Annotated in this window: 21 protein-coding genes and 1 pseudogene; 18 read left to right on the top strand and 4 right to left on the bottom strand. The window is 45.4% G+C overall.

From position 1 onward, the window contains the following. Positions 1 to 186: 186 nt before the first annotated feature. The 10 genes from B2P60_RS01510 (at position 187) to B2P60_RS01465 (ending at position 13346) form a co-directional block, all read left to right on the top strand. Positions 187 to 1458 (top strand): NRAMP family divalent metal transporter, encoded by a 1272-nt coding sequence (locus B2P60_RS01510; protein ID WP_198333572.1) that lies wholly within the window; start codon positions 187 to 189, stop codon positions 1456 to 1458. A gap of 353 nt (positions 1459 to 1811) precedes the next feature. Beyond that, the gene (gene prpB / locus B2P60_RS01505; protein WP_286739019.1) at positions 1812 to 2705 is read left to right on the top strand and encodes a methylisocitrate lyase; all 894 of its coding nucleotides are present in this window, start codon (positions 1812 to 1814) and stop codon (positions 2703 to 2705) included. A gap of 98 nt (positions 2706 to 2803) precedes the next feature. Beyond that, positions 2804 to 3943: a bifunctional 2-methylcitrate synthase/citrate synthase gene (gene prpC / locus B2P60_RS01500; protein ID WP_193004968.1), complete on the top strand. Its 1140-nt coding sequence runs from the start codon at positions 2804 to 2806 to the stop codon at positions 3941 to 3943. A gap of 314 nt (positions 3944 to 4257) precedes the next feature. Continuing rightward, positions 4258 to 6891, top strand: a complete 2634-nt coding sequence (gene acnD / locus B2P60_RS01495) for a Fe/S-dependent 2-methylisocitrate dehydratase AcnD (protein WP_286739035.1) — start codon at positions 4258 to 4260, stop codon at positions 6889 to 6891. 191 nt (positions 6892 to 7082) lie between these two features. Then, the gene (locus B2P60_RS01490) at positions 7083 to 7397 is read left to right on the top strand and encodes a type II toxin-antitoxin system Phd/YefM family antitoxin (protein WP_193004967.1); all 315 of its coding nucleotides are present in this window, start codon (positions 7083 to 7085) and stop codon (positions 7395 to 7397) included. A 32-nt stretch (positions 7398 to 7429) separates the two neighbouring features. Beyond that, complete coding sequence (locus B2P60_RS01485) at positions 7430 to 7693, top strand: Txe/YoeB family addiction module toxin (RefSeq protein ID WP_193005058.1); 264 nt, start codon at positions 7430 to 7432, stop codon at positions 7691 to 7693. A gap of 75 nt (positions 7694 to 7768) precedes the next feature. Further along, positions 7769 to 9031 (top strand): 2-methylaconitate cis-trans isomerase PrpF, encoded by a 1263-nt coding sequence (gene prpF, locus B2P60_RS01480; RefSeq protein WP_286739017.1) that lies wholly within the window; start codon positions 7769 to 7771, stop codon positions 9029 to 9031. A gap of 128 nt (positions 9032 to 9159) precedes the next feature. Then, positions 9160 to 11010: an ABC transporter ATP-binding protein gene (locus B2P60_RS01475; RefSeq protein WP_286739016.1), complete on the top strand. Its 1851-nt coding sequence runs from the start codon at positions 9160 to 9162 to the stop codon at positions 11008 to 11010. 61 nt (positions 11011 to 11071) lie between these two features. After that, complete coding sequence (locus B2P60_RS01470) at positions 11072 to 11698, top strand: GNAT family N-acetyltransferase (RefSeq protein ID WP_286739015.1); 627 nt, start codon at positions 11072 to 11074, stop codon at positions 11696 to 11698. Between the two features lie 130 nt (positions 11699 to 11828). After that, positions 11829 to 13346, top strand: coding sequence for a bifunctional 2-methylcitrate dehydratase/aconitate hydratase (locus B2P60_RS01465; RefSeq protein ID WP_286739013.1), 1518 nt, complete (start codon positions 11829 to 11831; stop codon positions 13344 to 13346). A gap of 71 nt (positions 13347 to 13417) precedes the next feature. On the opposite strand, the gene B2P60_RS01460 is transcribed toward B2P60_RS01465, so the two are convergent. Next, positions 13418 to 14179, bottom strand: a complete 762-nt coding sequence (locus B2P60_RS01460; RefSeq protein ID WP_193004962.1) for an SDR family oxidoreductase — start codon at positions 14177 to 14179, stop codon at positions 13418 to 13420. 238 nt (positions 14180 to 14417) lie between these two features. On the opposite strand from B2P60_RS01460, the gene B2P60_RS01455 reads away from it, so the two are divergent. The 6 genes and pseudogenes from B2P60_RS01455 (at position 14418) to B2P60_RS01430 (ending at position 21581) form a co-directional block, all read left to right on the top strand. Continuing rightward, the gene (locus tag B2P60_RS01455) at positions 14418 to 15806 is read left to right on the top strand and encodes a DUF2868 domain-containing protein (protein WP_286739011.1); all 1389 of its coding nucleotides are present in this window, start codon (positions 14418 to 14420) and stop codon (positions 15804 to 15806) included. Positions 15807 to 15981: 175 nt separating this feature from the next. Next, a complete protein-coding gene (locus tag B2P60_RS01450) occupies positions 15982 to 16968 on the top strand; it encodes a sterol desaturase family protein (protein WP_286739010.1) in 987 nt (328 codons plus the stop codon). Positions 16969 to 17062: 94 nt separating this feature from the next. Further along, positions 17063 to 17245, top strand: a pseudogene (locus tag B2P60_RS01445) (transposase); the annotation flags it as partial. A gap of 46 nt (positions 17246 to 17291) precedes the next feature. Continuing rightward, a complete protein-coding gene (locus B2P60_RS01440) occupies positions 17292 to 18095 on the top strand; it encodes an HAD-IIB family hydrolase (protein WP_286739009.1) in 804 nt (267 codons plus the stop codon). A gap of 295 nt (positions 18096 to 18390) precedes the next feature. After that, the gene (locus tag B2P60_RS01435) at positions 18391 to 19602 is read left to right on the top strand and encodes a glycosyl transferase (protein ID WP_286739008.1); all 1212 of its coding nucleotides are present in this window, start codon (positions 18391 to 18393) and stop codon (positions 19600 to 19602) included. A gap of 314 nt (positions 19603 to 19916) precedes the next feature. Next, positions 19917 to 21581 carry a DUF3482 domain-containing protein gene (locus B2P60_RS01430; protein WP_286739006.1) on the top strand — a complete coding sequence of 555 codons (1665 nt, stop codon included), beginning with the start codon at positions 19917 to 19919 and terminating at the stop codon, positions 21579 to 21581. Positions 21582 to 21591: 10 nt separating this feature from the next. On the opposite strand, the gene B2P60_RS01425 is transcribed toward B2P60_RS01430, so the two are convergent. From B2P60_RS01425 to B2P60_RS01415, 3 genes are all read right to left on the bottom strand, one after another. Beyond that, positions 21592 to 22629: an ArsA family ATPase gene (locus B2P60_RS01425; protein ID WP_286739004.1), complete on the bottom strand. Its 1038-nt coding sequence runs from the start codon at positions 22627 to 22629 to the stop codon at positions 21592 to 21594. Positions 22630 to 22664: 35 nt separating this feature from the next. Next, positions 22665 to 22958: a cory-CC-star protein gene (locus B2P60_RS01420; protein WP_227670190.1), complete on the bottom strand. Its 294-nt coding sequence runs from the start codon at positions 22956 to 22958 to the stop codon at positions 22665 to 22667. A gap of 115 nt (positions 22959 to 23073) precedes the next feature. After that, positions 23074 to 24753 carry a carbon starvation CstA family protein gene (locus B2P60_RS01415; protein ID WP_193004955.1) on the bottom strand — a complete coding sequence of 560 codons (1680 nt, stop codon included), beginning with the start codon at positions 24751 to 24753 and terminating at the stop codon, positions 23074 to 23076. A gap of 301 nt (positions 24754 to 25054) precedes the next feature. On the opposite strand from B2P60_RS01415, the gene B2P60_RS01410 reads away from it, so the two are divergent. Beyond that, positions 25055 to 25723, top strand: a complete 669-nt coding sequence (locus B2P60_RS01410; protein ID WP_286739001.1) for a hypothetical protein — start codon at positions 25055 to 25057, stop codon at positions 25721 to 25723. Positions 25724 to 25825: 102 nt separating this feature from the next. Continuing rightward, on the top strand, positions 25826 to 26389 hold the full coding sequence (locus B2P60_RS01405; protein ID WP_193004953.1) for a hypoxanthine-guanine phosphoribosyltransferase: 564 nt from the start codon (positions 25826 to 25828) through the stop codon (positions 26387 to 26389). Positions 26390 to 26403 lie beyond the last annotated feature (14 nt).

Here is a 26403-nt window from a genome sequence, read left to right as displayed (position 1 = left end):
TATGTAACCTTTCGTTTGTCTTATTAATGAAAATAATCATTATCTCGTATCATTATAGGTGTGCTAAAGTCGCTGCTAGATGTTTCTTTTTGTTTTTTAATTCTCTCTTTCTTATTACTGTTCTAGTTGCAGGCACCCTATCACAGGACAGTGATAGGGTGTCGCTTGCTATAATTTGAGGTATTTATGACTGCACAACGAACACACAACCTTGATAGCGCTGCCAGCCAGGAAGGCTTTAGTTGGCGCATCTTTGGTCCCGGTATTTTGATGGCGACGGCAGCTATTGGTGGCTCGCATTTGATTTCATCCACACAGGCTGGTGCCATATATGGGTGGCAGTTGGCTATTATGATTGTTTTAGCCAACGTTTTTAAGTATCCATTTTTTCGATTTGCCACCGACTATGTTTACGATACAGGCGAAAGTTTAATCGCTGGTTACGCCAAACGCTCCAAGGTATATCTTTGGATATATTTTATTCTATCCATACTTTCAGCCGTGATCAGTACGGGCGCGGTATCGCTGATCGCTGCGGTGATATTGGGCTTTATGCTGCCAGCTTCCTTGGGTCTATCAACGATGGCTTTGTCTGTCATCATCGTTGCCGTGTCGTGGTTCTTTTTGATTGCTGGACATTACAAGCTGCTTGATGGCGTGACCAAATGGATTATGATTGCTCTGACGACAGCGACGGTTGCCGCCGTTATTATTGCTGCGGGCAAGCCGACGGTGATGGCTGCTGATTTTGTCGTTGTTTCGCCTTGGAACCTAGCGACTTTAGGGTTTATCGTGGCTCTGATGGGCTGGATGCCAGCGCCCCTTGAATTTGCTGCGATTACGTCTATGTGGACGTCTGCCAAAGTCAAAGCCGATCACACCACGCACCGCCAAGGTTTGCTTGATTTTAATGTGGGTTACACTGTCTCAGCGATTTTGGCGTTGTTTTTCTTATCTTTAGGCGTGTTTGTCCAATATGGCTCAGGGCAAGAAATTGAGCTGGTTGGCGGCGCTTATATCAACCAGTTGATCAACATGTATACGGCGACCATCGGTGAATGGTCCAAACTGCTGGTCGCCTTCGTCGCCTTTATGTGTATGTTTGGCACCACGATCACCTGTGCTGATGGTTATGGCCGTGCCAACGCTGAGTGCTGGCGTTTGCTCAAAGGCGAGAAGGAGATCAACAAAAAACAAATTGCCTTTTGGACGACTTATGCCATCGGTGGCGGGTTGGTTATTATCACCTTCTTTACTGGCCAATTAGGTGCAATGCTCAAGTTTGCGATGATATCAGCGTTTGTTTCGGCCCCTATCTTTGGTTGGTTAAACTATTCACTGGTCACCAAACATAAAAAGCTATCCTTTGGCATGAATGCGTTGTCGATTGCCGGTTTGATTTTCTTGGCAGGTTTTGCGCTCCTGTTTTTGGCCAATCTTGCCGGTTTGTTTGGCTAAGACAAGCAATCTAGATATTTGACCTTAGACAAAAAGCCCTTTTAGCCTCGCTATAAGGGCTTTTTTCTGCCTGAGAACTTTGAGCATTCAATCAATACGTCTTCCTATTTGTAACTAAATGTAAAAATTTGGTAGTAAAAAATTCTGGCGTTTTAGTAATACGAATAGTGCTTTATATGAATCACTGTATTTTGGATAATGCTATTTGATAAATAAATAGTATTATTTTAATTAAATTAATTATTAAAATAGATTAATCAATACTAAGAAAACATCGCTTTGCCGTCATCGATAATTGGGTATAATCAATCCCAATAATGAGAATAATCACCCCTCCATGTAAGGATTAAGACATGACATTACCTTCAGCAGGCGCCCGCTTTCGCAGTGCCCTGACCCAAAAAAACGACAACAACCAACCCCTACAAATCGCTGGTGCCATTAATGCTTATACTGCGATGATGGCGACCCAAGTCGGTCATAAGGCGTTGTATCTCTCGGGTGCTGGCGTGGCAAATGCGTCATTTGGCCTGCCTGATCTTGGTATGACCAGCCTTGATAACGTCCTAGAAGATGCCCGCCGAATCACCGATGCCGTCGATACGCCCTTGTTGGTTGATATCGATACGGGTTTTGGTGGTGCGTTCAATATCGCTCAAACCATCAAAAAGATGGAAAAAGCGGGCGTGGCGGCGGTACATATCGAAGACCAAGTGGCGCAAAAGCGCTGTGGTCATCGCCCAAATAAAGAAATCGTCAGTATCTCAGAGATGGTGGATCGCCTAAAGGCCGCATTAGACGCCAAAACTGACCCTGATTTTGTGGTGATGGCACGTACGGATGCGCTGTCTGTCGAAGGGCTGGATGCGGCTGTTGAGCGTGCGGTGGCCTTTGCCGATGCTGGTGCTGATATGATCTTTGCTGAGGCGTTGACCGATATTGAGATGTATCGTAAGTTTACGGACGTACTCGACATCCCAGTACTCGCAAACATGACAGAGTTTGGTCAGACTGATCTATATACCACTGACCAGCTATACAGTGTGGGGGTCGAGATGGTGTTGTACCCCCTATCAGCGTTCCGTGCGATGAATAAAGCGGCTTTAAACGTTTATCAGCATCTGTTGAAGGATGGCACGCAACAACAAGTCGTCGATACCATGCAGACCCGTATGGAGCTGTATGATTTCTTAAACTACCATGAGTTTGAGCAAACACTAGACAAGCTGTTTGCCGATAATAAATGATCATAAGCAGCGTTTTTTAAGTGACAATGTTAAGTGACACTGTTTTTTAGTCCATTGTAATAACCCGTTAAAAAGCTACCAACAAAAGGAATGGAAACATGGCAGCACAAAACCAATCAGCAAAAGTATTGTCAGGCGCAGGTCTTCGTGGTCAAGTCGCTGGCAAGACCGCCCTATCTACCGTGGGTAAATCAGGCTCTGGATTGACCTATCGTGGCTATGACGTATCAGAGCTGGCGGACAAATGTATTTTTGAGGAAGTCGCGTATTTGCTGCTTTATGGCAACTTACCAACGCAAAGTGAATTAGACGCTTATCAAGCCAAGCTAAAAAAACTGCGCGGCCTACCGCAAGCGCTGAAAGACGTGCTTGAGCGCATTCCTGCCAGCGCCCATCCAATGGATGTGCTGCGTACTGGCTGCTCAATGCTTGGCAACCTTGAGACTGAAACTGACTTTTCTCAGCAAAATGATCAAACTGACCGTATGCTGGCAGCGTTCCCATCGATCATTAACTACTGGTATCGCTTTAGTCACGACAACGTACGTATCGAGACTGACACTGATGATGACACCATTGGCGGACACTTCTTGCATCTGCTCAAAGGTGAAAAACCAAATGAGCTCCATGAAAAAGTCATGAACGTTTCACTCATTTTGTATGCAGAGCACGAGTTTAACGCCTCAACCTTTACCGCGCGCGTGTGTGCCTCTACCCTATCTGACATTCATTCTTGCATTACCGGCGCGATTGGCTCACTACGAGGCCCGCTGCATGGCGGTGCCAATGAAGCAGCCATGGACATGATCGAAGGTTTCAGTTCACCTGATGAAGCCGAAGCAGAGATGATGGGCATGCTGGCGCGTAAAGATAAAATTATGGGCTTTGGGCATGCCATTTATAGCGAATCAGATCCGCGTAATGTGGTGATTAAAGGATGGGCTGAAAAACTGGCCGCTGACGTTGGTGACGAGGTGTTATACCCTGTATCAGTACGCTGTGAAGAAGTGATGTGGCGCGAGAAAAAACTGTTCTGTAATGCTGACTTTTTCCATGCGTCTGCTTATCACTTTATGGGTATCCCAACCAAGCTATTTACCCCAATCTTTGTCTGTTCACGCTTAACAGGCTGGGCGGCACACGTGTTTGAGCAACGTGCCAATAACCGTATCATTCGCCCAAGTGCCGAATATACTGGCGAAGAGTTGCGTCCTGTGCCAGATATGAGTGCGCGTTAGATTTGTCACTATCGGCTAGCGATGGTGCTGGCTGATAGACGTATGACGACCCAGCCTTGCTCGCCTGCATCAAGGTTTAGGCTGGATCGTCACACGCTCATCCTTTTTAGGTAACCTTATTCATATAACTTTGCAACCGCGTCTTTCTAATTTCCCATGATATTTTTTAGCAAAGCCTACTAGTTTGAATGGTGACATAGCGGGTTTTGCTAAAACATAACGCTTTTACGTCATTGTAATGTTTGACACTCGAGTATTAATTCAAATCAGCCAACAGCCAAAGGTGACTTATGGACAACGCCCTCGTACAACCCATGAATGACTCATTCAAAAAGCCACTTCCGGGAACGGATCTTTATTATTTTGACACACGCGCTGCTGTCGAGAGTATTGAAGCGGGCGCCTATGACAAGCTACCGTTCTGCTCAAAAGTACTGTGCGAAAACTTGGTTCGTCGTTGCCCGCCAGAAGACTTAACAGCTGCCCTAAAGCAGCATATCGACCGCAAGCAAGACCTTGATTTTCCTTGGTATCCGGCGCGCGTCGTTTGTCATGATATCTTGGGTCAGACGGCCTTTGTTGATTTGGCCGGCTTACGTGATGCCATCGCTGAGCAAGGCGGTGATCCCTCTAAAGTAAATCCAATTGTGCCGACCCAGCTGATCGTAGATCACTCATTGGCCGTTGAGCACGGCGGTTTTGAAGAAGACGCGTTTGAAAAAAACCGTGCCATCGAAGAGCGCCGTAACGATGACCGCTTTCATTTTATCAACTGGTGTCAGTATGCCTTTGATAACGTCAATGTCGTACCACCTGGTAACGGCATCATGCATCAGATCAACCTAGAGAAAATGTCACCTGTCGTACAGGTCGTACAGAACAAAGCCGGTGAAGAAGTTGCTTTTGCTGATACTTTGGTCGGTACGGACAGCCACACACCAATGGTCGATGCGTTAGGCGTTATCTCAATCGGTGTGGGCGGACTTGAGGCCGAAAGCGTCATGCTCGGCAACCCATCGTATATGCGCTTGCCAGATTACGTTGGCGTCAAATTAACGGGCAAATTGCAAAAAGGCATTACGGGCACGGATTTGGTGCTTGCCATGACCGAGTTTTTGCGCGATGCAGGCGTGGTCTCTACTTATATTGAATTCTTCGGTGAAGGCGCGCGCCAGCTGACAGTAGGCGACCGTGCCTCTATCTCTAATATGACGCCTGAATATGGCGCAACGGCGGCCATGTTTTATATCGATGAGCAAACCATCGACTATTTACGTCTGACGGGTCGTAGTGAAGATCAAATTAAATTGGTTGAGCAATATGCCAAGCAGACAGGCCTATGGGCTGATGGCATGGAAAACGCTGAGTACGCACGCGTACTTGAGTTTGACTTGTCATCGGTCGTGCGCAACATGGCAGGGCCTTCACGCCCGCATGCCCGTGTCTCTACCACAGATTTGGTTGCCAAAGGTATTGCGCATGGTGCTGATGAAAAACTGCCTGAACCAAAAGACGGGCTTATGCCAGATGGCGCGGTTATTATTGCTGCTATTACCAGCTGTACCAACACCTCAAACCCACGCAACATGGTTGCCGCAGGCCTCGTCGCCCGTAACGCCAATGCCAAAGGCTTATTGCGCAAGCCGTGGGTGAAGTCATCCTTAGCCCCTGGCTCAAAAACCGTAAAAATGTACCTAGAAGAAGCAGGCCTGATGCCTGAGCTACAAGAAATCGGCTTTGATGTGGTCGGTTTTGCCTGTACCACGTGTAACGGCATGAGCGGTGCGCTTGATCCTGATATCGAAAAAGAAATCATCGATAACGATTTATTTACCACAGCGGTGCTGTCTGGCAACCGTAACTTCGATGGTCGTATCCATCCTTATGCCAAGCAAGCATTCTTAGCATCGCCACCATTGGTCATCGCTTATGCCATCGCGGGTAACATTCGTTTTGATATCGAAAAAGACGCGTTGGGTCAAGATCAGGACGGTAATGACGTGTATCTAAAAGACATCTGGTTCGATGATGATGAAGTGGATGCTATCGTTGCCGCCGCTGTCAAGCCTGAACAATTTAATGCCGTTTACATCCCAATGTTTGATGAAGCCAAAAAAGACACGGGTAAAGCCTTAAGTCCGCTATATGACTGGCGAGAGATGACCACATATATCCGTCGCCCACCGTATTGGGAAGGCAAAATGGCCAAGAAAAATGCACTCACCGGTCTGCGTCCGTTAGCGGTATTAGGAGACAACATCACCACCGATCACTTGTCACCTTCTAATGCTATCTTAGGTGATTCCGCGGCTGGCGAGTATCTTGATACCATGGGCCTACCTGCTGAGGACTACAACTCTTATGCGACCCATCGCGGTGATCATTTGACCGCGCAGCGTGCCACTTTTGCCAACCCAAAACTACTCAATGAGATGGTACGCGACGATAATGGTGAGATCGTTCAAGGGTCATACGCCCGTGTTGAGCCAGAGGGTCAAGTCATGCGTATGTGGGAAGCGATTGAGACCTACATGAACCGTGAGCAGCCGCTGATTATCATCGCAGGTGATGGCTATGGTCAAGGGTCAAGCCGTGACTGGGCGGCAAAAGGCGTACGTTTAGCAGGCGTGGAAGTGGTTGTCGCTGAAGACTTTGAGCGTATCCATCGTCAAAACTTGGTCGGTATGGGCGCCCTACCACTACAGTTTGAAAAAGGGACCACCCGTGATACTTTAAATATAGATGGTACAGAAGTATTTGATGTCACAGGTGATGTATCGGCTGGCGGTCGCATGACCTTAGTCATCAACCGTGCTGACGGTAGCAAAACGGAAGCGCCTATTATCTGTCGCCTTGATACAGCAGATGAAGTCAAAATGTACAATGCGGGCGGTATGCTACAGCGCTTTGCCAAAGAGTTTATCGAAGGGACCTTAGATATTGCGTAATTTTTAGCATTCTATGAGTATATAAGGAGCCGATGTTGTATAGCGTAGTTATATGACATCGGTTTTTTTGCTTGCAACCTTTAAACTTAGCCTTTTTACTAATATCTAAGTATCGAGGTCAGCTAAATATTGAGTTTGCCTCACCAATGGCGTAACATGTACAATATAATGTACAAGTTATGGAGTATATCATGAGGGTCGTTAGTTTTTCAGAAGCCAGAAAGCACCTAAAATCGGTGCTAGACACCGTCAATGACGACGCCAATGCCACTATTGTCACTCGACGTGACGCTGATGATGCGGTTGTTATGTCGCTTGATTATTACAATAGCCTGATGGAAACCGTCTATCTGCTCAAATCTCCTGCCAATGCCGCGCACTTAGCGGAATCTATTGCGCAATATCAAGCTGGCAAAACCGTCACGCATGAGCTGATTGATATAACAGACGAAAGTAATAGCAGTGATGACAATGAGCGTGCAGATGGCGACATTGAGAACGCTTGAACGCAAAAATTTTCATATAGTCAAAGGGTTTGATAGTGAGTGAGCAATTAGCATGGACAGATGCGGCGTGGAAAGATTACTTGTATTGGCAGACACAAGACAAAAAAACACTCAAACGTATCAATAAACTTATCACCGACTGCAAACGCAGTCCGTTTGATGGCATTGGCAAGCCTGAACCCCTAAAAGAAAACCTATCAGGATTTTGGTCCAGACGCATCGATGACGCCAATCGGTTGGTATATACCGTCGATGATAACTATTTGACCGTTATTTCTTGTCGCTATCATTATTAACGTCATGTCTTAGTCGTTCGTACTTATTTATCGATGACACCTAATCATATTACAACTTAAAAAGGATTTAACACAGTGACCCAAACCACTTCACCAACCCCCTCTTTTGCCCCACAAGTCTCCGTCCCTGCTACTTATATGCGTGGAGGCACCTCAAAAGGCACGTTCTTTAAGTTATCCGACTTACCTGTGCGTTGCCAAGTGGCTGGCGCGTCGCGCGATAACTTCCTCTTGCGCGTCATCGGTAGCCCTGATCCTTATGGCAAGCAGATCGATGGTTTGGGCAATGGCAGCTCTAGCACTTCAAAGACGGTCATTTTGTCCGCCTCTGAAAAATCAGATCATGACGTGAATTATCTGTTTGGACAGGTCAATATCGCAAAGCCGATGATAGATTGGGCGGGTAACTGTGGCAACTTGACCGCAGCAGTGGGTGCGTGTGCTATTAATATGGGTCTGGTCGCTGCCGATAAAATTGCTAATAGCATTCATGAAAACGCTGATAGCGGTATTTGCGAAGTGCGTATTTGGCAAGAAAACATCGGCAAAACGATTATTGCGCATGTGCCAGTCTATAAAGATGTAAATGATAAAGTACAGGTTCAAGAAACAGGCGACTTTGAGTTAGACGGTGTCACCTTCCCTGCCGCTGAGGTCAAGATTGAGTTTATTGATCCGGTCGACTCATCAAGTGATATGTTCCCAACAAACAACTTGGTCGATGACTTTGATGTTTCTGGCTGTGGTCTAAAAGCTGATCGTGTCAAAGCAACCTTTATCAGCGCGGGCATTCCGACTATCTTTATGCGCGCAGAGGATTTAGGCTTTACAGGCACCGAGTTGCAAAGCGATATTAATAGCAATGATGAGCTACTAACCAAGCTAGAAAAAATCCGTGCGCGTGGCGGGGTCGCTATGGGCTTATTTAAAGACGAAAGTGAGGCGCAAACTAGCCAGCATATCCCTAAAATCGCTTGGGTTGGCAAGTCGCAGAGCTACACCGCATCGAGTGGTAAACCAGTCGAAGCAGGCGAGATTGATTTGGTCGTGCGAGCAATGAGCATGGGGCAGTTGCATCATGCCATGATGGGCACGGCAGCAGTAGCAATTGCCGCAGCAGCAACCACGCAAGGGACATTGGTCAACGAAGCCGCTGGTGGCGGCCAATCTGAAAAGCAGCTTGATGAAGTGCGCTTCGGTCATCCATCGGGAACCTTGCTAGTCGGCGGTAAGACTGAGCTGGTCGATGGACGCTGGCAGGCCAAAAAAGTATCCATGAGCCGCTCTGCGCGCCGTATTATGGCAGGCGCGGTATTTGTGCCAGCGGATGCGTTTTAATCTCACTGATTAGCCTGTTGCCTTGGTCTCACCATATATCATGATCATGCCTCCGATAGTAACCAAGGCCAAGCCAATTTATATAAATATGATTACGTAAAATATTAATACCCATGAGCTAAGCGTTTATGCCAACCACCCCATCACGCCGTGCCCCCTTAGACAAAAAACCGCTGCTAAAAAAAACGGAGCGGCGGGCTTTGCTATGGGATATTCTCAAAAAGCTGGCCGTCTTTGCCGCGCCTTACAAAGGCTTAATTGTGGCAACCTTGATATTAACGGTGCTTGGCTCCTTTACCGCGCAGGTCAACGCCTTTGTGCTGCGCTACGCGGTCGACACCTTGACCGAAATCGCCACCTTGTCCGAGCCTTGGGCAGCTGGCGTACGCATGTTAACGATCATCAGCGCGGTACTACTGACCAAAGAGATACTGTCGATATTTATCTCGTTTGGGCAGCGATTTTTTGGTGAAAAGATTCGCATCAACCTCTCTCGGGACTTGTCACAAAAAATCATCGAGCGGATTCTTACATATCGTATGGCGTTTTATACCAGTAGCGAAAATGACAGTGGAAAACTGCAAACTCGTATCGATTATGGTGTCAGTAGCCTAACCACCCTAGTACAAAACTTCTTTATCGATATGTTACCGCTGTTTGCCAGTGCGATTGTCTCGCTCATCATTATGTTTTCGACCAACGTTTGGATAGGTTTGGTCGGCCTGATCATCATCCCGATTTACTTTTTTATCAGTCAAAAACAGGCAAAGCGCCTACAAGGATTTCGGCGACAGATGCGTGGATACCGCGAAGCCAAGAGCGGTTTGGTGATCTCGCTCATTAACTCTATCAGCGTGGTGAAATCTTTTGTCCGTGAGTCGATTGAGGCTGAGAAACACTTAGCCATTCAAAAAGAGATGACCGACAATCAGCTGCGTATTCGCAGTATTGGTTTTATTTATGATGCCATAAAAACCTTTATCGAACAGATTGGTGTGGTGGTCATTATTCTGCTTACCGCTTATTTTGTGCTGCAAGGTGAAATGACCATCGGCATGATTTTATTTCACGTCATGCTGTTTCAGAATGTCGCTGCGCCGATTCGGCAACTGCATCGCATCTATGATCAGATCAATAATGCCCTCACTTATGCCGAAGGATTTTTTGATATTTTAGAAGATGAAAGCCAAGTCGAAAATGTTGATGGTATAAAAAACCAAGATTTAAAAGGTCACATTGAGCTGAAAAACGTTGATTTTACTTATCCCAATGGTACGCAAGCGCTAAAAGACGTCAGCTTTACCATTAAGCCCAATCGCATTACCGCTTTGGTTGGGTTAAGCGGCGCTGGCAAGAGTACGATTATTAGCCTACTTGTGAAGTTTTATGAGCCAGACGCTGGCAAGATCTTGCTAGATGGGCACGATTTAGCGGATTGTGACACCCATGAATTACGCCAGCACATCGGTTTGGTGCTACAAAGCAATCATATTTTTTCAGGGACCATCAGTGAAAATATCCGCTATGGCAATATGAATGCCAGCATCGAGGATATCATTGTGGCTGCCAAAAAAGCCTCTATTCATGAGCAAATTACCAAGCTGGCGGATGGGTATGACAGTACGGCAAAATCTTTGTCGGGTGGTCAACAGCAGCGTATCGCGCTGGCAAGAATGTTCTTAAAAGACCCGCCCATTGTGTTTTTGGATGAGCCGACTGCCAGTCTGGATGCCATCGCCAGTCAACAAGTCAAAAAAAGCTTGGATTTAATCAAAAAAGACCGTACGGTCATTATGGTCTCGCACAATATCGCGCAAATCATCGACGCTGACGACCTTGTCGTGATAGAAAACGGCCAAGTGGTAGAGACAGGTACTCACGAGGCGCTATATCAAAAAGGCGGCAAGTACTTTGAGATATTTAGTGCCATGTCTGACAGCTTAAACTTGGACAAGATCAGTCAAACCTTGCATGGTTAATGCGTGTCTAAATCGTTATAATGCCACTCTTTTAAAGCCCATTGTTAGAAGCCAATCAATTATGACTTGTGAATTTTCTATAAAAACCTTTGATGAGTTGACCTCAGTTGATCTGTACCACATTCTAAAGGCGCGCTCCCAAGTGTTTGTGGTCGAGCAAAATTGCGCCTACCAAGACATGGATGAGGTGGATTTTGATTGTTTGCATCTGATTGCCCATCAAAATGAAGCGCTGGTGGGTTATTGCCGCATCATTCCGCCTGAATTTAACCAGCTGAAGTCCAATCTTGCCGTCACCGATTCGGCTGTTAAATCCAACCACACATCCATGTCTGCCATTGGTAGAGTGCTCGTACTCTCAGCGCACCGAGGTAAGGGTCTGGCAAGGCAAATAATGACCCATGCTATTGCCCACTGCCGCAAAAAATACGGTAAAAAGAGACCCATTATTATCTCTGCCCAAAGCTATTTGCTCCGCTTTTATGAGTCTTTAGGCTTTGTGCCTGAAGGTGACCACTATCTCGAAGATAACATTGAACATGTGAAAATGGTGTTGTACGTTGCCAAAAAAACCAAAGTGAGAAAAGAGCGTACTGATACTGCCACAACCACGACCAAAATTTTAAGCGCTCTATTGTTTATCATGGCAGCTTTATTTATTTTAGGCCTACTGTATCTGATGATTTAAACGGCTGCTAAGGTCGTAATTCTTAACATAATTCAATTTGGTTGTTCCATATTGAGTGTGCTACTTTTAAATGATGACTAAAACCCCAGTTGGTCAATAAAATAGCCCACTTAAGGAAGAGGAGACAGCCATGTCACAGTCCCAAAATGCGACCGTCGAGAGCAATGTTCGTCCAGAGTATGACGATGAAATTCAAAAAATTGCCGACTATGTTCTTAATTACTCTATAGATGAAGAGTCACCAAACAGTACCGAGGCATGGAGCACCGCTCGTTATTGTTTGATGGATACGCTTGGCTGCGGGCTACTGGCGTTACGCTTTCCTGAGTGCACCAAACATCTAGGTCCAGATTGCGCCGATCAACTGACTCCCAATGGCGCGCGCGTCCCTGGGACCTCTCATAAGCTCGACCCCATCAAAGCCGCCTTTGATATTGGCTGTATCGTGCGCTGGCTTGATTACAACGACACGTGGCTTGCGGCTGAATGGGGACACCCTTCAGACAACTTGGGCGGTATTTTGGCAGTGGCGGACTATATCAGTCAGAAAAACGTCAGCCAAGGTCGTGCGCCCCTCACCATGCGTGAGGTGCTCGAAGCCATGATTATGGCGCATGAGATTCAAGGGGTACTGGCGTTAGACAATTCCTTTAACCGCGTTGGGCTCGACCATGTGTTTTTGGTTAAGCTAGCCTCAACAGCCGTGGTCGCTAAACTCTACCAGCTACCCCGTGAGCGAGTCATGGCAGCGATTTCTCAAGCGCTGGTCGATGGTCAAGCATTGCGTACTTATCGTCATGCGCCCAATGCCGGTAGCCGTAAGTCTTGGGCGGCCGGTGATGCGACCAGCCGCGCTGTGCGTTTGGTTGATATTACTCGACGCGGTGAAATGGGCATTCCAGGCGCACTCACCGCGCCGCAATGGGGGTTTTATGACGTGTTGTTTAGCCACACCAGTAAAGACTTAGCCACCAAACCTGACCATGAGAGACAGTTTACTTTTCAGCGGGAATTTGGCAGTTACGTCATGGAAAATATCTTGTTTAAACTAAGTTTTCCTGCCGAATTTCATGCGCAAACGGCTTGCGAGGCCGCTGTTATTTTGCATCCACGCATTGATGGCAGAATTGATGAGATTGAAAAAATTGTCCTGACCACGCATGAATCCGCGATTAGAATTATCTCTAAAGAAGGAACGCTGGCCAATCCTGCCGATCGCGATCACTGCCTCCAATACATGGTCGCCGTGCCTTTATTGACAGGTGATTTGATGGCGGAGAACTATGAAGATGACTATCATGAGCAGCATCAGATTTTGATTGATGGGTTACGCCAAAAGATGGTGGTGGAAGAAGATCTGCGTTATTCAAAAGACTACCATGACCCAAGCAAACGCTCGATTGCCAATGCGATTCAAATATTTTTTAAAGACGGCACCAGTACCGATAAGGTTGCGGTGGAATATCCTATCGGTCATAAACGCCGCCGCAAAGAAGGCTTGCCTGTGTTAGAAGCTAAGTTTCGTGCCAGTCTGGCGACGCGATTTATCGACAGTCGTTGCGCGTCTATCTTTGCATTGTGCAGTGATCAAGAGCGCTTGGAGCAAACACCTGTACATGAGTTTATGGACTTGTTTGTCGCGAACTAACGTGTGAGCCCCAGCGCATTAACCACCTGTTTATAAACAGGCTCAAACCTACCTTCTTAATGCTGCTGTCATTACCAAGGTATGGGTTCCCCTGCCCAATCAACAAAGCTTCCTGATTGCGCCGCCGTCATGTGGCTTAGCACCTCTAATAGGCACTCTGCACTATAAGCGGGCGAGAATAACTGTCCGTCAGCCACGTTCCCTTGGAATGGGGCTGACAGTTGGGTGTTCACCGTGCCTGGTTGCATGACAACGACACACACGTCTTTGAGCGACCGGCCCCACTCGATACTCAGATTTTTCATCCCCATATTAAGCGCCGCTTTACTCATACGATAGCTATACCAACCGCCCAACTGGTTGTCACTGATACTGCCGACACGTGCCGATACCGTCGCAAAAACCGCTGGTTTATCATGACTACGTTCAGCATTCGCCAATAGGGGTTTGATATGTTTGGCAATGAGCAAGCTTGCCCAGGCATTCACTTGCATGTTCTGTATAAAAAAATCAGTCTCAATCTGCCGGAGTGCTTTTTCTGGCTGCTGCGCGGCCGTGTGTAGTAAACCTGCACAATTTATCACCCAATCAATGTGCGCGGTTTGCTGCTTGATGACGTCAGCCGCTTGTTGGATACTTTGCTCGTCACAGATATCCATAGGTATCCAATGCAGATTGTCTGCGGCAAAATCAGGAACACTGCTATGGTAAGTTGCAAAAACATGAGGGATGACTTTTTCACTATGGCTGGCAGTGTTATCTATTAATTGCTCAACCATGGCTCTGCCGATGCCGCCTGTACCGCCGATAATGAGATAAGTTTTATTATTCATGACGATTCCTTTTTTTTGGGTCTTTTGACAGTTTTTTGAGTAACTAGGATCTGTTCTACCCTTCATTTTGGCGGATTTTTGTTACGTTTACCATGATAAACATGCGTCAGACGTTAACCTGTATTGATGATCGGCCGCGCTCACAACAAAATAATAGCGGTCAACGTCATATTATTTACGCTACAATCATCAAGTACTGTCTGCTAAATGAACGCTTTTATACGGATATGACCGACTTATGCTATCACCCCAAGATCAATTGACTGAGCTGGTACGTACGCTTGAAACTCAGCAACACGTCTTTACCACGGATCCGCTGCTTATCACTGAAAAATTACAAAGTGAAGACGGCAAACCCCTGCAAAAATTGCATCGCCGTGCTTCACGTATCGATAGTAACGGTGCACTGGCGCAAGTGTTGGGTAAGATTGATGGTCGCATCAAGGGTATCATGGTTGTCATGAGCATCGTGTGGTGTGTCTCAGGATTTTTAGGACTGTTTACCTTACTACAGAGCAACGTAGTGAATTTCTTTTATGTGTTGGTCTGTCTGCTGGGGTTTCATACCATTATGCTGGTCGGCTGGCTTGTGATGACCCTGATGAATCAAGGCAAACAATCTACCAATTGGTTTGCCAGTTTTGTCAGCCCCAGTTATCTCATACGCGGCAAAGATGATGTCACCAAAGCTGCCGTTGATTTGTACGAACGTCAATTGCAACACAGTGGTATGCGTTGGTATTTAGGCAAGTTTAGTCATCAATTATGGCTGGCCACCTTAACCGGTATGCTGTTTGCGATTGTATTTTTATTGGTCGTACGTCAGTACAGTTTTAGCTGGGAGTCAACCCTACTCTCCGATCAGGCACTCATAGCGTTGACTCAAATACTCGGCTGGTTGCCAAGCATGGTGGGATTTGATGTGCCAGACAATGCGGCGGTCACTCAAAGCCGATTGGTGACAGACGCGATGCCCCTATCCGTTGCACGGCAATGGGCAAGCTTATTGGTAGGAAGTTTGCTGATGTATGGCATGGTGCCGCGAGCGATAGCATGGACGTTTTGTGCGCTTATGTTTCGCCGTAAAAAAATGCGTTTGGATATCAAACTGCCTTATTACCAAAAAATCTTGAATTTTTGGCAGCGTCATGTGGTAGATGCTGATGATTATCAGGAAGCGCCAGCACCTATCGCCCCAAAAGCGGCGGTTAGCGCTGGCAAGAAAGTGGTGGCTTTACTCGAATACCCATCAGAGCAGGACAACTGGTGGCAAGCGAGTTTGAAGGCGACTCTTAATGCCAGTAGTGAGGTTGAGAATTTCGGGATTATTGATGATCGTGATGATATGGCACGATTAAAGGCTTACTTAGACCACCATCCTGTACAGGTCCTACTAGGCATTCATGAAAACGCACTGCCCGACCGTGGCACACTGCGTAAGCTTGACCAAATCGCCAGTCACGCAAAAGAGGGGCTAATCGTACAATTGCTTGGTGATACTACCCTGACCGATAAAACAGAAGATCAAACGTCTGAGCAGTTCTTAGAATATCAAAATATTCGTTACCAACAGTGGCAAACCGCGCTCTCGGCTCGAAAAATCGGTCTTGTTCATAGTGGCGCTTAATTTATAGTGATACTTAGCACAATGTAGTGATGCTGACAGCCCTGTCTTTTTTGAACAGGATTCATTAGTCAGGACAAGAAAACTGATACGACACCATTTTTTGTACAGTGTTGTTTGCTAAGTTTAGTATCATACCAAAATGACAAGGATGGTTTATAGTGGCTAGGAGGCCCGTATGGCAGCAGATAATACCCTTATGACACTGGGTCAGTATGGTCAGCTATTAGATGGTTACAAGGAGGCATTGAACCAAAGTATATTGGCCATATCCCCTGAATCCTGGCAGTCAACGCTGGCCAGTATTTTACCCACGCACTGGCAAGAGTGGCTGATACCGCTGGCTGGTGGCCCATTTTTCTTACTGTTTTTAGCAGAATGGTTCTATCAATCCAAACGTGGCAAGAGTGACAGCTTTAGCTGGCGTCGCACCATGACCAACTTTAGTTTGGGTGGTTCTTATTTAGGGTTTGAGCTGGTTGTCCACGCCCTTATCGTGCTGCCCATTTGCTTGTGGCTGTATCAATATCGCTTATTTACCATTGAGGTGACATGGCTGACCGCCATTCCTATTTTTGTTGCTGTTGAGTTTAGCTACTATTGGTTCCATCGTGCCTCGCACCGCGTAAACTGGTTTTGGTCAGCGCACGTCGTGCATCATTCCGATGACTATATGAACCTCTCTACCGCCATGCGCCAAAGCTTGCTGTACTCAGTGACAGGCTGGTGGATATTTTTTGTCCCACTGATGATGCTGGGTGTTCATCCAGTATGGGTATTCTTCTTTTACGCGTTAGATTTGATTTATCAGTTCTTTATCCATACCGAAACCGTCGAAAAATTCCCAAAATGGGTGGAGTACATTTTTGACACACCCTCCAATCACCGTGCGCACCATGGGACCAATGGCGCATATATTGACCAAAATTACGGCGGTGTTCTCATTATTTTTGATCGTTGGTTTGGCACTTACGTCGAAGAAGATACTGTCAATAACCCCGTGAAATACGGTGCTGTTGGTGAAGACAGTCATGATAATGTCGTCAATTTAATATTTGGCGTTTTCTACCGTATGTGGCAACGATTTTTTCGTGCCAAAGGGCTTAAGAAAAAGCTCAAAGTGTTGTTTAACGCGCCTAGCGCTGCATCACCTAAGAGCAACTAGCGATTAAAAATAGTTTTGTATGAGTATAAGAGGCTCAACCAGATTTATTGACCATAAACGGCTACTCTATTTTTTGGGTGTTAGGACTGTATAGAATTCACTAAGCAATAACGATACTTTGGATTGGTATTTATATCGCTGCCGCCATTTGGTAGAAAATGCTTTTGCTAGGTTGAAGCATTTTAGAGGCATCGCCACTCGTTATGATAAGCTTAAAGACAGTTACGGGGCTGCGATCATACTAGCTTGTGTTTTTATTTGGTTGCCGCTGATTTGAATTCTATACAGTCCCTAATCTAATAATTGTGTTGTATCATACTGCTATGAAGAAGAGATATCTTGTATTTACCGATTTAGATGGAACATTACTCAATCACCAGGATTATAGTTTCGCTCCTGCAAAAGAGGCCTTAGCACTTTTAAAATATCGCTCAATTCCTCTCATTATCGCAACGAGCAAAACCTTTAGTGAAGTAGTAGTGCTTCAAAAGGAGTTAGGCATGCGGCAGCCTTTTATTGTTGAGAATGGTGCTGGGATATTTGTGCCCTCAGAGTCTGTACTTGCAAAAGAGATGGCGTTTAAAGAGGAGTGGATAAAATTCTCTAAGGCGCACTCCTACATAGAACTGAGAATTTTTTTCACACACATGAAACGGAGCTACTCTATAAAAGGTTTTGGAGATATGAGTGTTGATGAAGTAATACAGCATACAGGTTTGCCAAGAGAAGAGAGCTTAAATGCCATGAAACGCGACTTTAGTGAGCCTTTTTTGATGCAAGACGAAAGAGAGCTTGAGGCTCTTAAAAAAGAAGCAAATGAAAAGGGCTTTGATATAGTAAAAGGGGGAAGATTTTTTCACCTTGTCTCACTCCTACAAGACAAAGCAAAGGCCATGCTGACACTTGCTCACATGTATGAAGAGTATTACAACCAAAAGTGCACCAAGATAGCCCTTGGTGATAGTGCAAATGACTTTACTATGATAAAAAAAGCAGATATTGGTGTTTTAGTTCCCCTTTATGATGGCTCTTTTAGTGCCATAGGAAACGCAGATATAAAAAGAGCAGACTACCCAGGACCAAAAGGTTGGAATAGCTCTATACTGGAGATATTTGATGGACTCTAAAGCGCTTGCAAGAGAGATGTTTGCCGATGCACTTGAGGCGTCTTTGCTAAAAAATTCATCTCAAAATATTGCTAGCTTAAAGAAAATATTTTAAGTGTAGGTAGCAAGAAATATGGTACCCCCTAAACATAAGACTGTAGGGGCACAAATATGATAGATGTAGCGATAATAATAAAAGGTAACCGTGAAGGTTAGAGTGCCGCGCTTCGCTCGCAATGACACTTGCTGTCACTGCGAAGTTTTGAAAAATCATGGCAGTCTAGTTGTATGAGATAACATCAAAAGGGAGAATAAGATGTCAGATTTTTTTCAAAACGGCGTTATAACAACACTACAAAATGTGGGAAATCGCTCCTTAGAAAGCATAGAAGAAGAATTACTGCAGTTTTCAAAACGCAGAAATATGGTGCTTTTGCTTCCCGCTCTCTACTCAGAGTTTGAAATGCCAGCGATGCAGACTATTATTGATGAGCTTAAAAACGTGAAGTATCTCTATAAAATTATACTTGGACTCGACGGTGCAACTGAGGAGCAGTTTTTAGAAGTAAAGAAGCGTATGAGCGTTTTGGAGTGTAGTGTTGAGGTACTTTGGAATGATGGTCCAAACGTACAAAAGATATATAAAGAGCTTACAGATGAGGGTTTTCCTGGTTTAGACATTTCAGGAAAAGGTCGTAATGTCTGGACGATGATAGGTTATGGTCTCACAGATCAAGATAACTATGCTTTTGCCCTGCATGATTGTGACATAGTAAACTACTCACGAGCGCTTGTTGCACGGCTTTTTTACCCCATAGTACACCCAGGACTTGATTTTGAGTTTAACAAAGGCTATTACTCTCGCGTTACAAACAAGCTCCACGGTCGTGTGACCCGTCTTTTTTATACACCACTCATAAAAGCACTCAAGATCACTTTTGGCTCAAACCAGTACTTGGAGTATATGCAGAGTTTTCGTTATGCCCTCTCTGGAGAGTTCGCATTTATTCGTTCTCTTGGTCGTGGTATTGCGATTTCTCCTACTTGGGGGCTTGAGGTTTCAACACTCTCAGAAGTTTATAACAACACCTCAAGCCGTCGTATCTGTCAAACAGAAATCATGGAGAGTTATGAGCATAAACATCAAGACTTAGGCTCAAAAAGTGAAGGTGGTGGCATTTACAAGATGGCAAACGATATAGCCAAAACTCTTTTTAGAATTTTAGCTCAAGAGGGAGTGGTTTTTTCAGAAGCCTCTTTTAAAACACTCCTTGCTTCATACTACCAGCAGTCGCGTATTGAGATTTCAAAGTACCATACACTCAGTAAGATAAATGCCCTTGCGTACAACCGCCAAAATGAGATAAGGGCAGTCGAAGCTTTTGAAGAGGCTATCAAAGAAGCTGCAGCTGAGTTTTGTGAAGATCCAATGGGTGTGGCCTCCCTCTCTCCGTGGATTACAGTGCGTTCCGTTTTACCTGACTTTTCCGATAGATTTAGAGCGATGGTAAAGGAGGAGACAAAATGACAGTTATAACCCCAGTTCGGGATAAGTGATTCATTAAGCTGCTGATAGTATTGATATACTCTATTACTCTTGAAGACCAGCTAAGTCTTTGAAAGCAGACTTCTCTATAAACTACTGTCAAAAGCATGACTTTATAAGATCAGATAACAATTATGCAAATAGTATCGACAACTTAAGCACCGGCTTATCCCGAATTCAGGTTATGATAAGCTTAAAGACAGTTACGGGCTGCGATCATACTAGCTTGTTTTTTTATTTGGTTGCCGCTGATTTGAATTCTATACAGCCCCTAATTAGTGACATAAGATTCTATTATGAATAATGATAAAAAAGACAACCACGCGAGCAATAAGTCAGTCGGGCTCTTTGCGGATAAGGCTTATGAAAGAACACCTGATGCAAAAAATCAGACAGCCCCTCAATCGAATCAAGCGATTACTACGGATGAATCCGTATCATTAAACAAACCAGCCGAGCCTCGGCATACCGTATCTAAAAAAACCATTGCCAGTGGCGAGGCACTTAAACTGGCCGTCGTTGGTCATACCAATACCGGTAAAACCTCCCTACTTCGTACCTTATTACGCGATGTGTATTTTGGTGAAGTAAAAAACGAAGCAGCAACCACGCGCCATGTGGAGCAAGCAAAACTGACAGACAGTCAAACGGGCGAAGTGCTGGTGGCATTATACGATACGCCTGGTTTAGAGGATGCCTCTGGACTCATGGATTGGCTTGAAGACAATACCGCTAGTCGCCGTGATGGTATTGAACGCTTGCAGCAGTTTTTGGCAGCAGATATCGCGCAAAGTGCAGACAATAGTGATACCTCTGTAGGTGAGGACTTACAAGATTATGATTATAGCCAAGAAGCCAAAGTGATTCGCCAATTACTAGCCAGTGACATGGCCATCTATGTCGTCGATGCGCGTGAACCTGTACTCGGTAAATATAAAGATGAGTTGGCGATTTTGTCTTGGGCCGCCATACCTGTTATGCCCGTGTTTAATTTTACGGACAGTCAGGATGCCAATATTGAAGACTGGCAGACAATGCTGGCAAGACGTAATTTACACATCTCCACGCGTTTTGATTCCGTGGCTTTTGAGTTTTCAGATGAAATGCGATTGTGGCAAAACCTTGCCACTATGCTCACTCACTCGGAGATGCTTGAGCAGCTGATGGCGCGCCGTACTGAAAATTGGGCGCAGTTGTATGATGAGGCTAGTATTATCATTGCGGATTTTTTATTAAATGTCGCGGCGTATGTGCGGGAAATCAATCAAGATGACGACCCGATGCCAGTACTACAGCAAATGCAAGAAGCGGTCCGGCAAAGCGAGCGCACGATGCAGCATAGCTTGCTCAATTTATATAAGTTTTATGACAATGCAGTCGCAGCAACCCCGCTTGAACTACAAGCATACCAGCAAGACCCATTTGATCCTGAACTTCTTAAGAGCTATGGTATACGCACCACGTCTGGCGCGGCAGCTGGTGCATTATTAGGATTGGGTATTGATGCTGCCGCACTAGGCACGACATTAGGTCTGGGCGCTGCAATAGGTGGTATAGCAGGCGGTTTGTTGTCTAATACCGGTAGTATCGCGGACAGAGTGGCCGGGGTAAAGCGTTTATACATTGACCCTGCAACCTTGACGTTATTAGCCACTCGGGCGTTAGACTTACTCACTGCCCTACGCCATCGCGGTCATGCGGCCACCGATGCCACACAGCTACTGTATAAAAGCGAGAACAATCACCTTGAAACATTGCCCACAGATGACCGTGCGGAGGCAGAAGCCAATCCAATGACCGTGTGGCCCACGCATAAACTACCAAATGAGCTAAAAAAAGCGCGGGGAAAACCGCAATGGTCATCACTCAGTGGTGGTAAGTCAGAACAAGCGCAGTTGCTACGAGCAGATATGGCATGGTCACTTGCCGGTAAGTTGCAGTCGCACAAGCTTCAGGAGTAGTCGTGAACGGTTATGGCGCTGGGCTTAATAAGGCACTTAAGGCGTCAATGCCGCGCACGTCTGTTTGCTGCAAATAAATTGGATACAGCGGATAATTGGTAAAATTTTGCTCGATATCCTGCATGAGTTGCTGCTGGCGCTCAGCACGCCGCCGCCAAAACGCATCAGACTGCGTCGGTGCTATCAACTGATTGATGACGATCGCGGCGGGTGTGAGCTTACTGTCTTCTAACTGCTTGATAGCCCGCTTGGTTTCAGCCAATGGTAATACATCGGCGGTCATCACCAATACAATTGCGGTTTGGGCGCGGTCATGAAGCAGCAATCCTGCCTGACGGAACAACTGTTTGCGTTTTTCTAGCACAGATACCGCCTGCTCCCAACGATCAGATTTTTTTTGGGCAAACGGATTTGGCACATTGTCTGTTTGCGGGTTATTTTTTTGGTGGATCTGTTTGTGGTTATGACTGTCCAAATGGGTCGCCACCGAGCGCAGTTTGGCCTGTCGCCGCTGTTGTGCAAGCAGTCCATCTGTCCATGCGCCCATCATTTCAGGTAGGACGAGTAGTCTTAAAGTGTGTCCTGTCGGTGCGGTATCAAAAATAATATGCTCATAATTGGCATCTGCTGCCGCAACTAAATGCTGACACATAGATTCGAGCATCGCCGCTTCTTGGGCACCAGGGGCTGATTTTGATAACTGCATATGCTCACGAATTTTGGGCATCATATCTGGATTGGCATAAGATTTAATGGTGCGTTCCACTTGCGCAAAATGCTCATCGACGATGATGTCAGGGTTTAGCTCAATGGCATCGAGATAAGGAGAGATTGCCGTTTTTTCATTACTTACACGTGCGTTTAGTACATCGCCCAAACTGTGTGCTGGATCGGTGGAAACAATCAAGGTTTTTTGATGCTGACTGGCATAATAGCTGGCAAGCGCAGCGGCCGTCGTGGTTTTGCCCACGCCCCCCTTACCGCCGATGAATATAATTGGTTGCGTTGCCAGTTGCTCTACGAATGCTTGCAATGGGTGTAAGGCCATACTCGGATCTCATTTTTTCATCAAACTATAGATTACTAGCAGCAACCAACGTGGTCAAAAGGACATCTGTCCATACCCATTCGTGTATGCCATTCATGGAAGTTTTCTAAAAATAACGGCTGCAATTCTAAGGTATAAAAACTGGCGGGATTATCAATCCCCAAACTCTCAGCAAACATGAGTAGCATAAAAAAATCTTCTTCATCACGCGCAGCACGTGCCATCGTTTGGCGATAAGGTGCATGATAAAACTCATTTAGCCCAGCCACAAACCTTTGCCACCAAGATGGGCGGTTTTTTATATCGTTTGGCATGTTGGTATTTTCCATAAAATTTCTCGTGTTTTCCTTATTACTTATGGTCTATCATGCCTATGTGACACAAAAAACGCCAGCAGTTGCTGACGTTTTTGATAGATACTTATTTGATAGCACACAACATGTTTTACGTGTTGGTTTTTCCTTTGTGCCGCGACCACTCTTTGCGTAGTACGGATAGACTCTCAAACGTCACTAAAATGGTGGCGATTAGAATAATGATATCCATAATAATCAGCAACCAATTGCCATCAGTGTAAAAGGTTTTGAGCTGAATCAATAGCGCAAAGACTGTCATGACTAACAAGAATGACAACGGTGCTAAAGTGTACCAAACAGGTTTGCCTTTACGTAGTAAGATGACGGTGACGATCATCAAGGTTAAGGCAGCCATCAGCTGATTGGTTGTACCAAACAGTGGCCAAATAATCATGCCACCTGCACCGTCAATACCACCTGCACCAAACGCCAATAATAGGCAGCTACCGACTGCAAGCAAAGTTGCTACGACGCCCTTACTCAATACTGGCAGGTTATAGAACTCTCCAAACTCTTGGAATATATAACGTTGTAGACGCACACCAGTATCCATCGTGGTACCCGCGAACAATGCCGCCATCACAGTGAGCATAGTTTGTGACAGCACTAGGTCGATACCAACACCCGCATTTAATATGGTAGCGCCCCCATCAATAAAGGCACCGATAGAACCGTCGCCGAATTTTTGATAAACCGCCTGCCAATCGCCAAGGGTGGCAAAACCTGCGGTGGCTGCCAGTATCGCGCCGAGAGCCAGCATACCTTCACCCAACGCCCCAAAGTAACCAACGAAACGGGCATCTTCTTCTTTATCAATCTGTTTGGACGTCGTTCCTGTCGCCACCAAGCCGTGGAATCCCGAAATTGCACCACAAGCAATGGTGACAAACAATAACGGCATAAGTGATGGCGTACCAACTGGCAGTGCCGTGTTGATGGCTGGCGCGACAATGTTGGGTGTTGCGATAAAAATAGCAGCATATAATAAAATCAAACCGACAAATAACTGTAAACCGTTAATATAGTCGCGTGGCTGTAGCAGCATCCATACAGGTAATAAAGACGCGATCGCTGCATAGGCAAACAAAACCAGAATCCATACTGCATTATCAGGTAACCCCAAAACTGTCTCAGGTAAGACAATAGGGAACATAGGACCCAAGTAGATAAGTCCATACAAAGCACTTACGCCGATAATTGAGACCCAAACCAAACTCATCTTATAGCGATAGATACATTGCCCAATGATAAAGGCCACCACCAATGCGCCCCAAACTGGTAATACAGCCGATGGCGTTTTAATCATCATGTTAGCAATAGCAACGCCAAATACCGCATTTACCATTAGCAATAGCAAAAAGATAACAATCATCATCAAACTACGTACGCGTGTACCCATGACCGTACCGGCAATAGAGCCAATCGACTGACCTTTATTGCGCATACTTGCCCAAATGGCCGACATGTCATGTACGCCCGCCATAAAAATAGTGCCTAATACCACCCAAATGATGGCAGGCACCCAGCCCCAAATCACAGCAATCGCAGGACCAATAATGGGTGCAGCACCTGCCACCGACGTAAAATGATGCCCCCATAATACATACTTATTGGTAGGGACATAATCTACCCCATCTTTCATCGTATGCGCTGGCGTGGGACGACTGTTGTCCAACGCCAAAATTTTGGTGGCGATAAATTTTGAATAAAACACGTAGCCGCAGAGCATAGCGGCAACGCCGAATAATAATACAATAGCACTATTCATCTTATCTCTCCCTAGACAAGTAGTAGGTAGCCTTATAAGTTCAAGCTTTTTAAATCAAAATGTGAAAAATATGCTAAATTAGTGTGCAACGAGTGACTCAACTCATCGATCATCAGACAAATCGTAAAATTTTGCAGGACCATCACCAAATAATAAATCCTTGTATTTTACAATTAGGGCGCATCACTAATCAGCATCTAGTGTGGTGAGTCGTTGAATGGTATTCTGCTGAAATAGTAACCGATTTAACGGTAGATGTAACGTTGGCGAGACATAAAAAACAACAAATAAAGGCAGCATAATGGCACATTATTTTGGATTCGTACCTTCAGATAAATTAAAAACATTGATCAGTGAGGCCGAACAAGTCGTTGCTTCAAATGAGCAGGTAGACTACTACCCTTATCGCGATGCTCTGACGCATCAGACGGCTCGTGACCTTACCGATAATTTATTGGTTGGTTTGGTAGACATTATCCCAAATCCTGAGCGACAAGCATCCATGCGTAAAATCGTTGGAACGATTGAGCGTGCGACCGATACCCTACTCAACATCCTGCTTGGTAAAGAGAATAATGAAGAGGTACTTCCGAGTTTTCATTTTCTAAGAGATCGGGCGACTTTTATTGATAACGACGGCGTGAAACGTGTGGGCTTTAAGCTGTCTGCCGCAGGCGCAAAAACGATTGACGAAGGTTTTGCTGCTATCACACCTGAGCACGTAGACCGAGACAAGTTTAAAAAAGCGCTTGAAACCGTAAATGAAGAGACACTGACGCATTTTATCAGTCGCTATGCTGACACACTAAAGCTAGGTATGATCAAGCGTAAGTCTGTTCCAGTCGCCAAATCTGCGATTGATAAAGGCATGAATATGGCACTGAATAAGCTGTTGCCTGACTTACCAGATAGTTCGCTGAACCGTTTAGCAGATTACTACCGCCCATTTATTGTAGAAAAGTCAGAATAACCCTTAAAATTGGATTAATTTTATCCCAAACATCACATGAGGTTGGGCAAATTCACTAAAATTTGCTAAAATAAGCGGCACTTTTTATCGAAGGCGCACCCGATGACCCAAATCAGTAACCAAGAAATTGAAAAAACATTACGCAACTCAGAGTGCCTTATCAGCAGTATTGAAGTTGCTGCCGCTTATGAGCGCCTTGCCGCTCAACTCAACCTCCATTATGCTGGTCTAAATCCGATCGTTATGGTCGTCATGAATGGCGGGCTTATCCCAGCTGGCCAGTTGTTGACGCATTTGACGTTCTACCATCGTATGCACTATATTCACGCTTCTCGCTATCGTGATAATGAAGGCACCAATGAGCTTGATTGGAAATTTAAGCCTGATGTTAGCATTGAAGGTGAGCATGTTTTATTAATAGATGATATTTTTGACGAAGGCATCACGCTAAAAGCAGTCGTCGAAGAGCTGAGTAAAGAAAAACCATTATCTATGGAATGTTGTGTATTACTTAACAAAGAACATGATCGCAAAGTCGCCGACTTTGATGTGGATTTTGTAGGAATTAATGTTGCGGATCGTTATGTCTATGGCTGTGGTATGGATTTCCACGGTTACTTACGTCACCTGCCGGGTATCTATGCAATTAAAGAAGACAAAATCTAACTCCATCGAGTTAT

Source organism: Psychrobacter sp. UBA3068 (assembly GCF_002366815.1).
Taxonomy (GTDB): domain Bacteria; phylum Pseudomonadota; class Gammaproteobacteria; order Pseudomonadales; family Moraxellaceae; genus Psychrobacter; species Psychrobacter namhaensis.
The sequence above is the reverse complement of the archived record's forward strand: the minus strand, read 5'-3'. Positions and strand labels throughout refer to the sequence as shown.

Coding starts and splice junctions, on each gene's coding strand:
- B2P60_RS01490 (WP_193004967.1), top strand. CDS start 7,083: ATGAGGGTCGTTAGTTTTTCAGAAGCCAGAAAGCACCTAAAATCGGTG.
- B2P60_RS01425 (WP_286739004.1), bottom strand. CDS start 22,629: ATGGCCTTACACCCATTGCAAGCATTCGTAGAGCAACTGGCAACGCAA.
- acnD (WP_286739035.1), top strand. CDS start 4,258: ATGAATGACTCATTCAAAAAGCCACTTCCGGGAACGGATCTTTATTAT.
- B2P60_RS01475 (WP_286739016.1), top strand. CDS start 9,160: ATGCCAACCACCCCATCACGCCGTGCCCCCTTAGACAAAAAACCGCTG.
- B2P60_RS01455 (WP_286739011.1), top strand. CDS start 14,418: ATGCTATCACCCCAAGATCAATTGACTGAGCTGGTACGTACGCTTGAA.
- prpC (WP_193004968.1), top strand. CDS start 2,804: ATGGCAGCACAAAACCAATCAGCAAAAGTATTGTCAGGCGCAGGTCTT.
- B2P60_RS01410 (WP_286739001.1), top strand. CDS start 25,055: ATGGCACATTATTTTGGATTCGTACCTTCAGATAAATTAAAAACATTG.
- B2P60_RS01470 (WP_286739015.1), top strand. CDS start 11,072: ATGACTTGTGAATTTTCTATAAAAACCTTTGATGAGTTGACCTCAGTT.
- B2P60_RS01460 (WP_193004962.1), bottom strand. CDS start 14,179: ATGAATAATAAAACTTATCTCATTATCGGCGGTACAGGCGGCATCGGC.
- B2P60_RS01430 (WP_286739006.1), top strand. CDS start 19,917: ATGAATAATGATAAAAAAGACAACCACGCGAGCAATAAGTCAGTCGGG.
- B2P60_RS01420 (WP_227670190.1), bottom strand. CDS start 22,958: ATGGAAAATACCAACATGCCAAACGATATAAAAAACCGCCCATCTTGG.
- B2P60_RS01440 (WP_286739009.1), top strand. CDS start 17,292: ATGAAGAAGAGATATCTTGTATTTACCGATTTAGATGGAACATTACTC.
- B2P60_RS01510 (WP_198333572.1), top strand. CDS start 187: ATGACTGCACAACGAACACACAACCTTGATAGCGCTGCCAGCCAGGAA.
- B2P60_RS01465 (WP_286739013.1), top strand. CDS start 11,829: ATGTCACAGTCCCAAAATGCGACCGTCGAGAGCAATGTTCGTCCAGAG.
- B2P60_RS01435 (WP_286739008.1), top strand. CDS start 18,391: ATGTCAGATTTTTTTCAAAACGGCGTTATAACAACACTACAAAATGTG.
- B2P60_RS01450 (WP_286739010.1), top strand. CDS start 15,982: ATGGCAGCAGATAATACCCTTATGACACTGGGTCAGTATGGTCAGCTA.
- B2P60_RS01405 (WP_193004953.1), top strand. CDS start 25,826: ATGACCCAAATCAGTAACCAAGAAATTGAAAAAACATTACGCAACTCA.
- prpB (WP_286739019.1), top strand. CDS start 1,812: ATGACATTACCTTCAGCAGGCGCCCGCTTTCGCAGTGCCCTGACCCAA.
- B2P60_RS01415 (WP_193004955.1), bottom strand. CDS start 24,753: ATGAATAGTGCTATTGTATTATTATTCGGCGTTGCCGCTATGCTCTGC.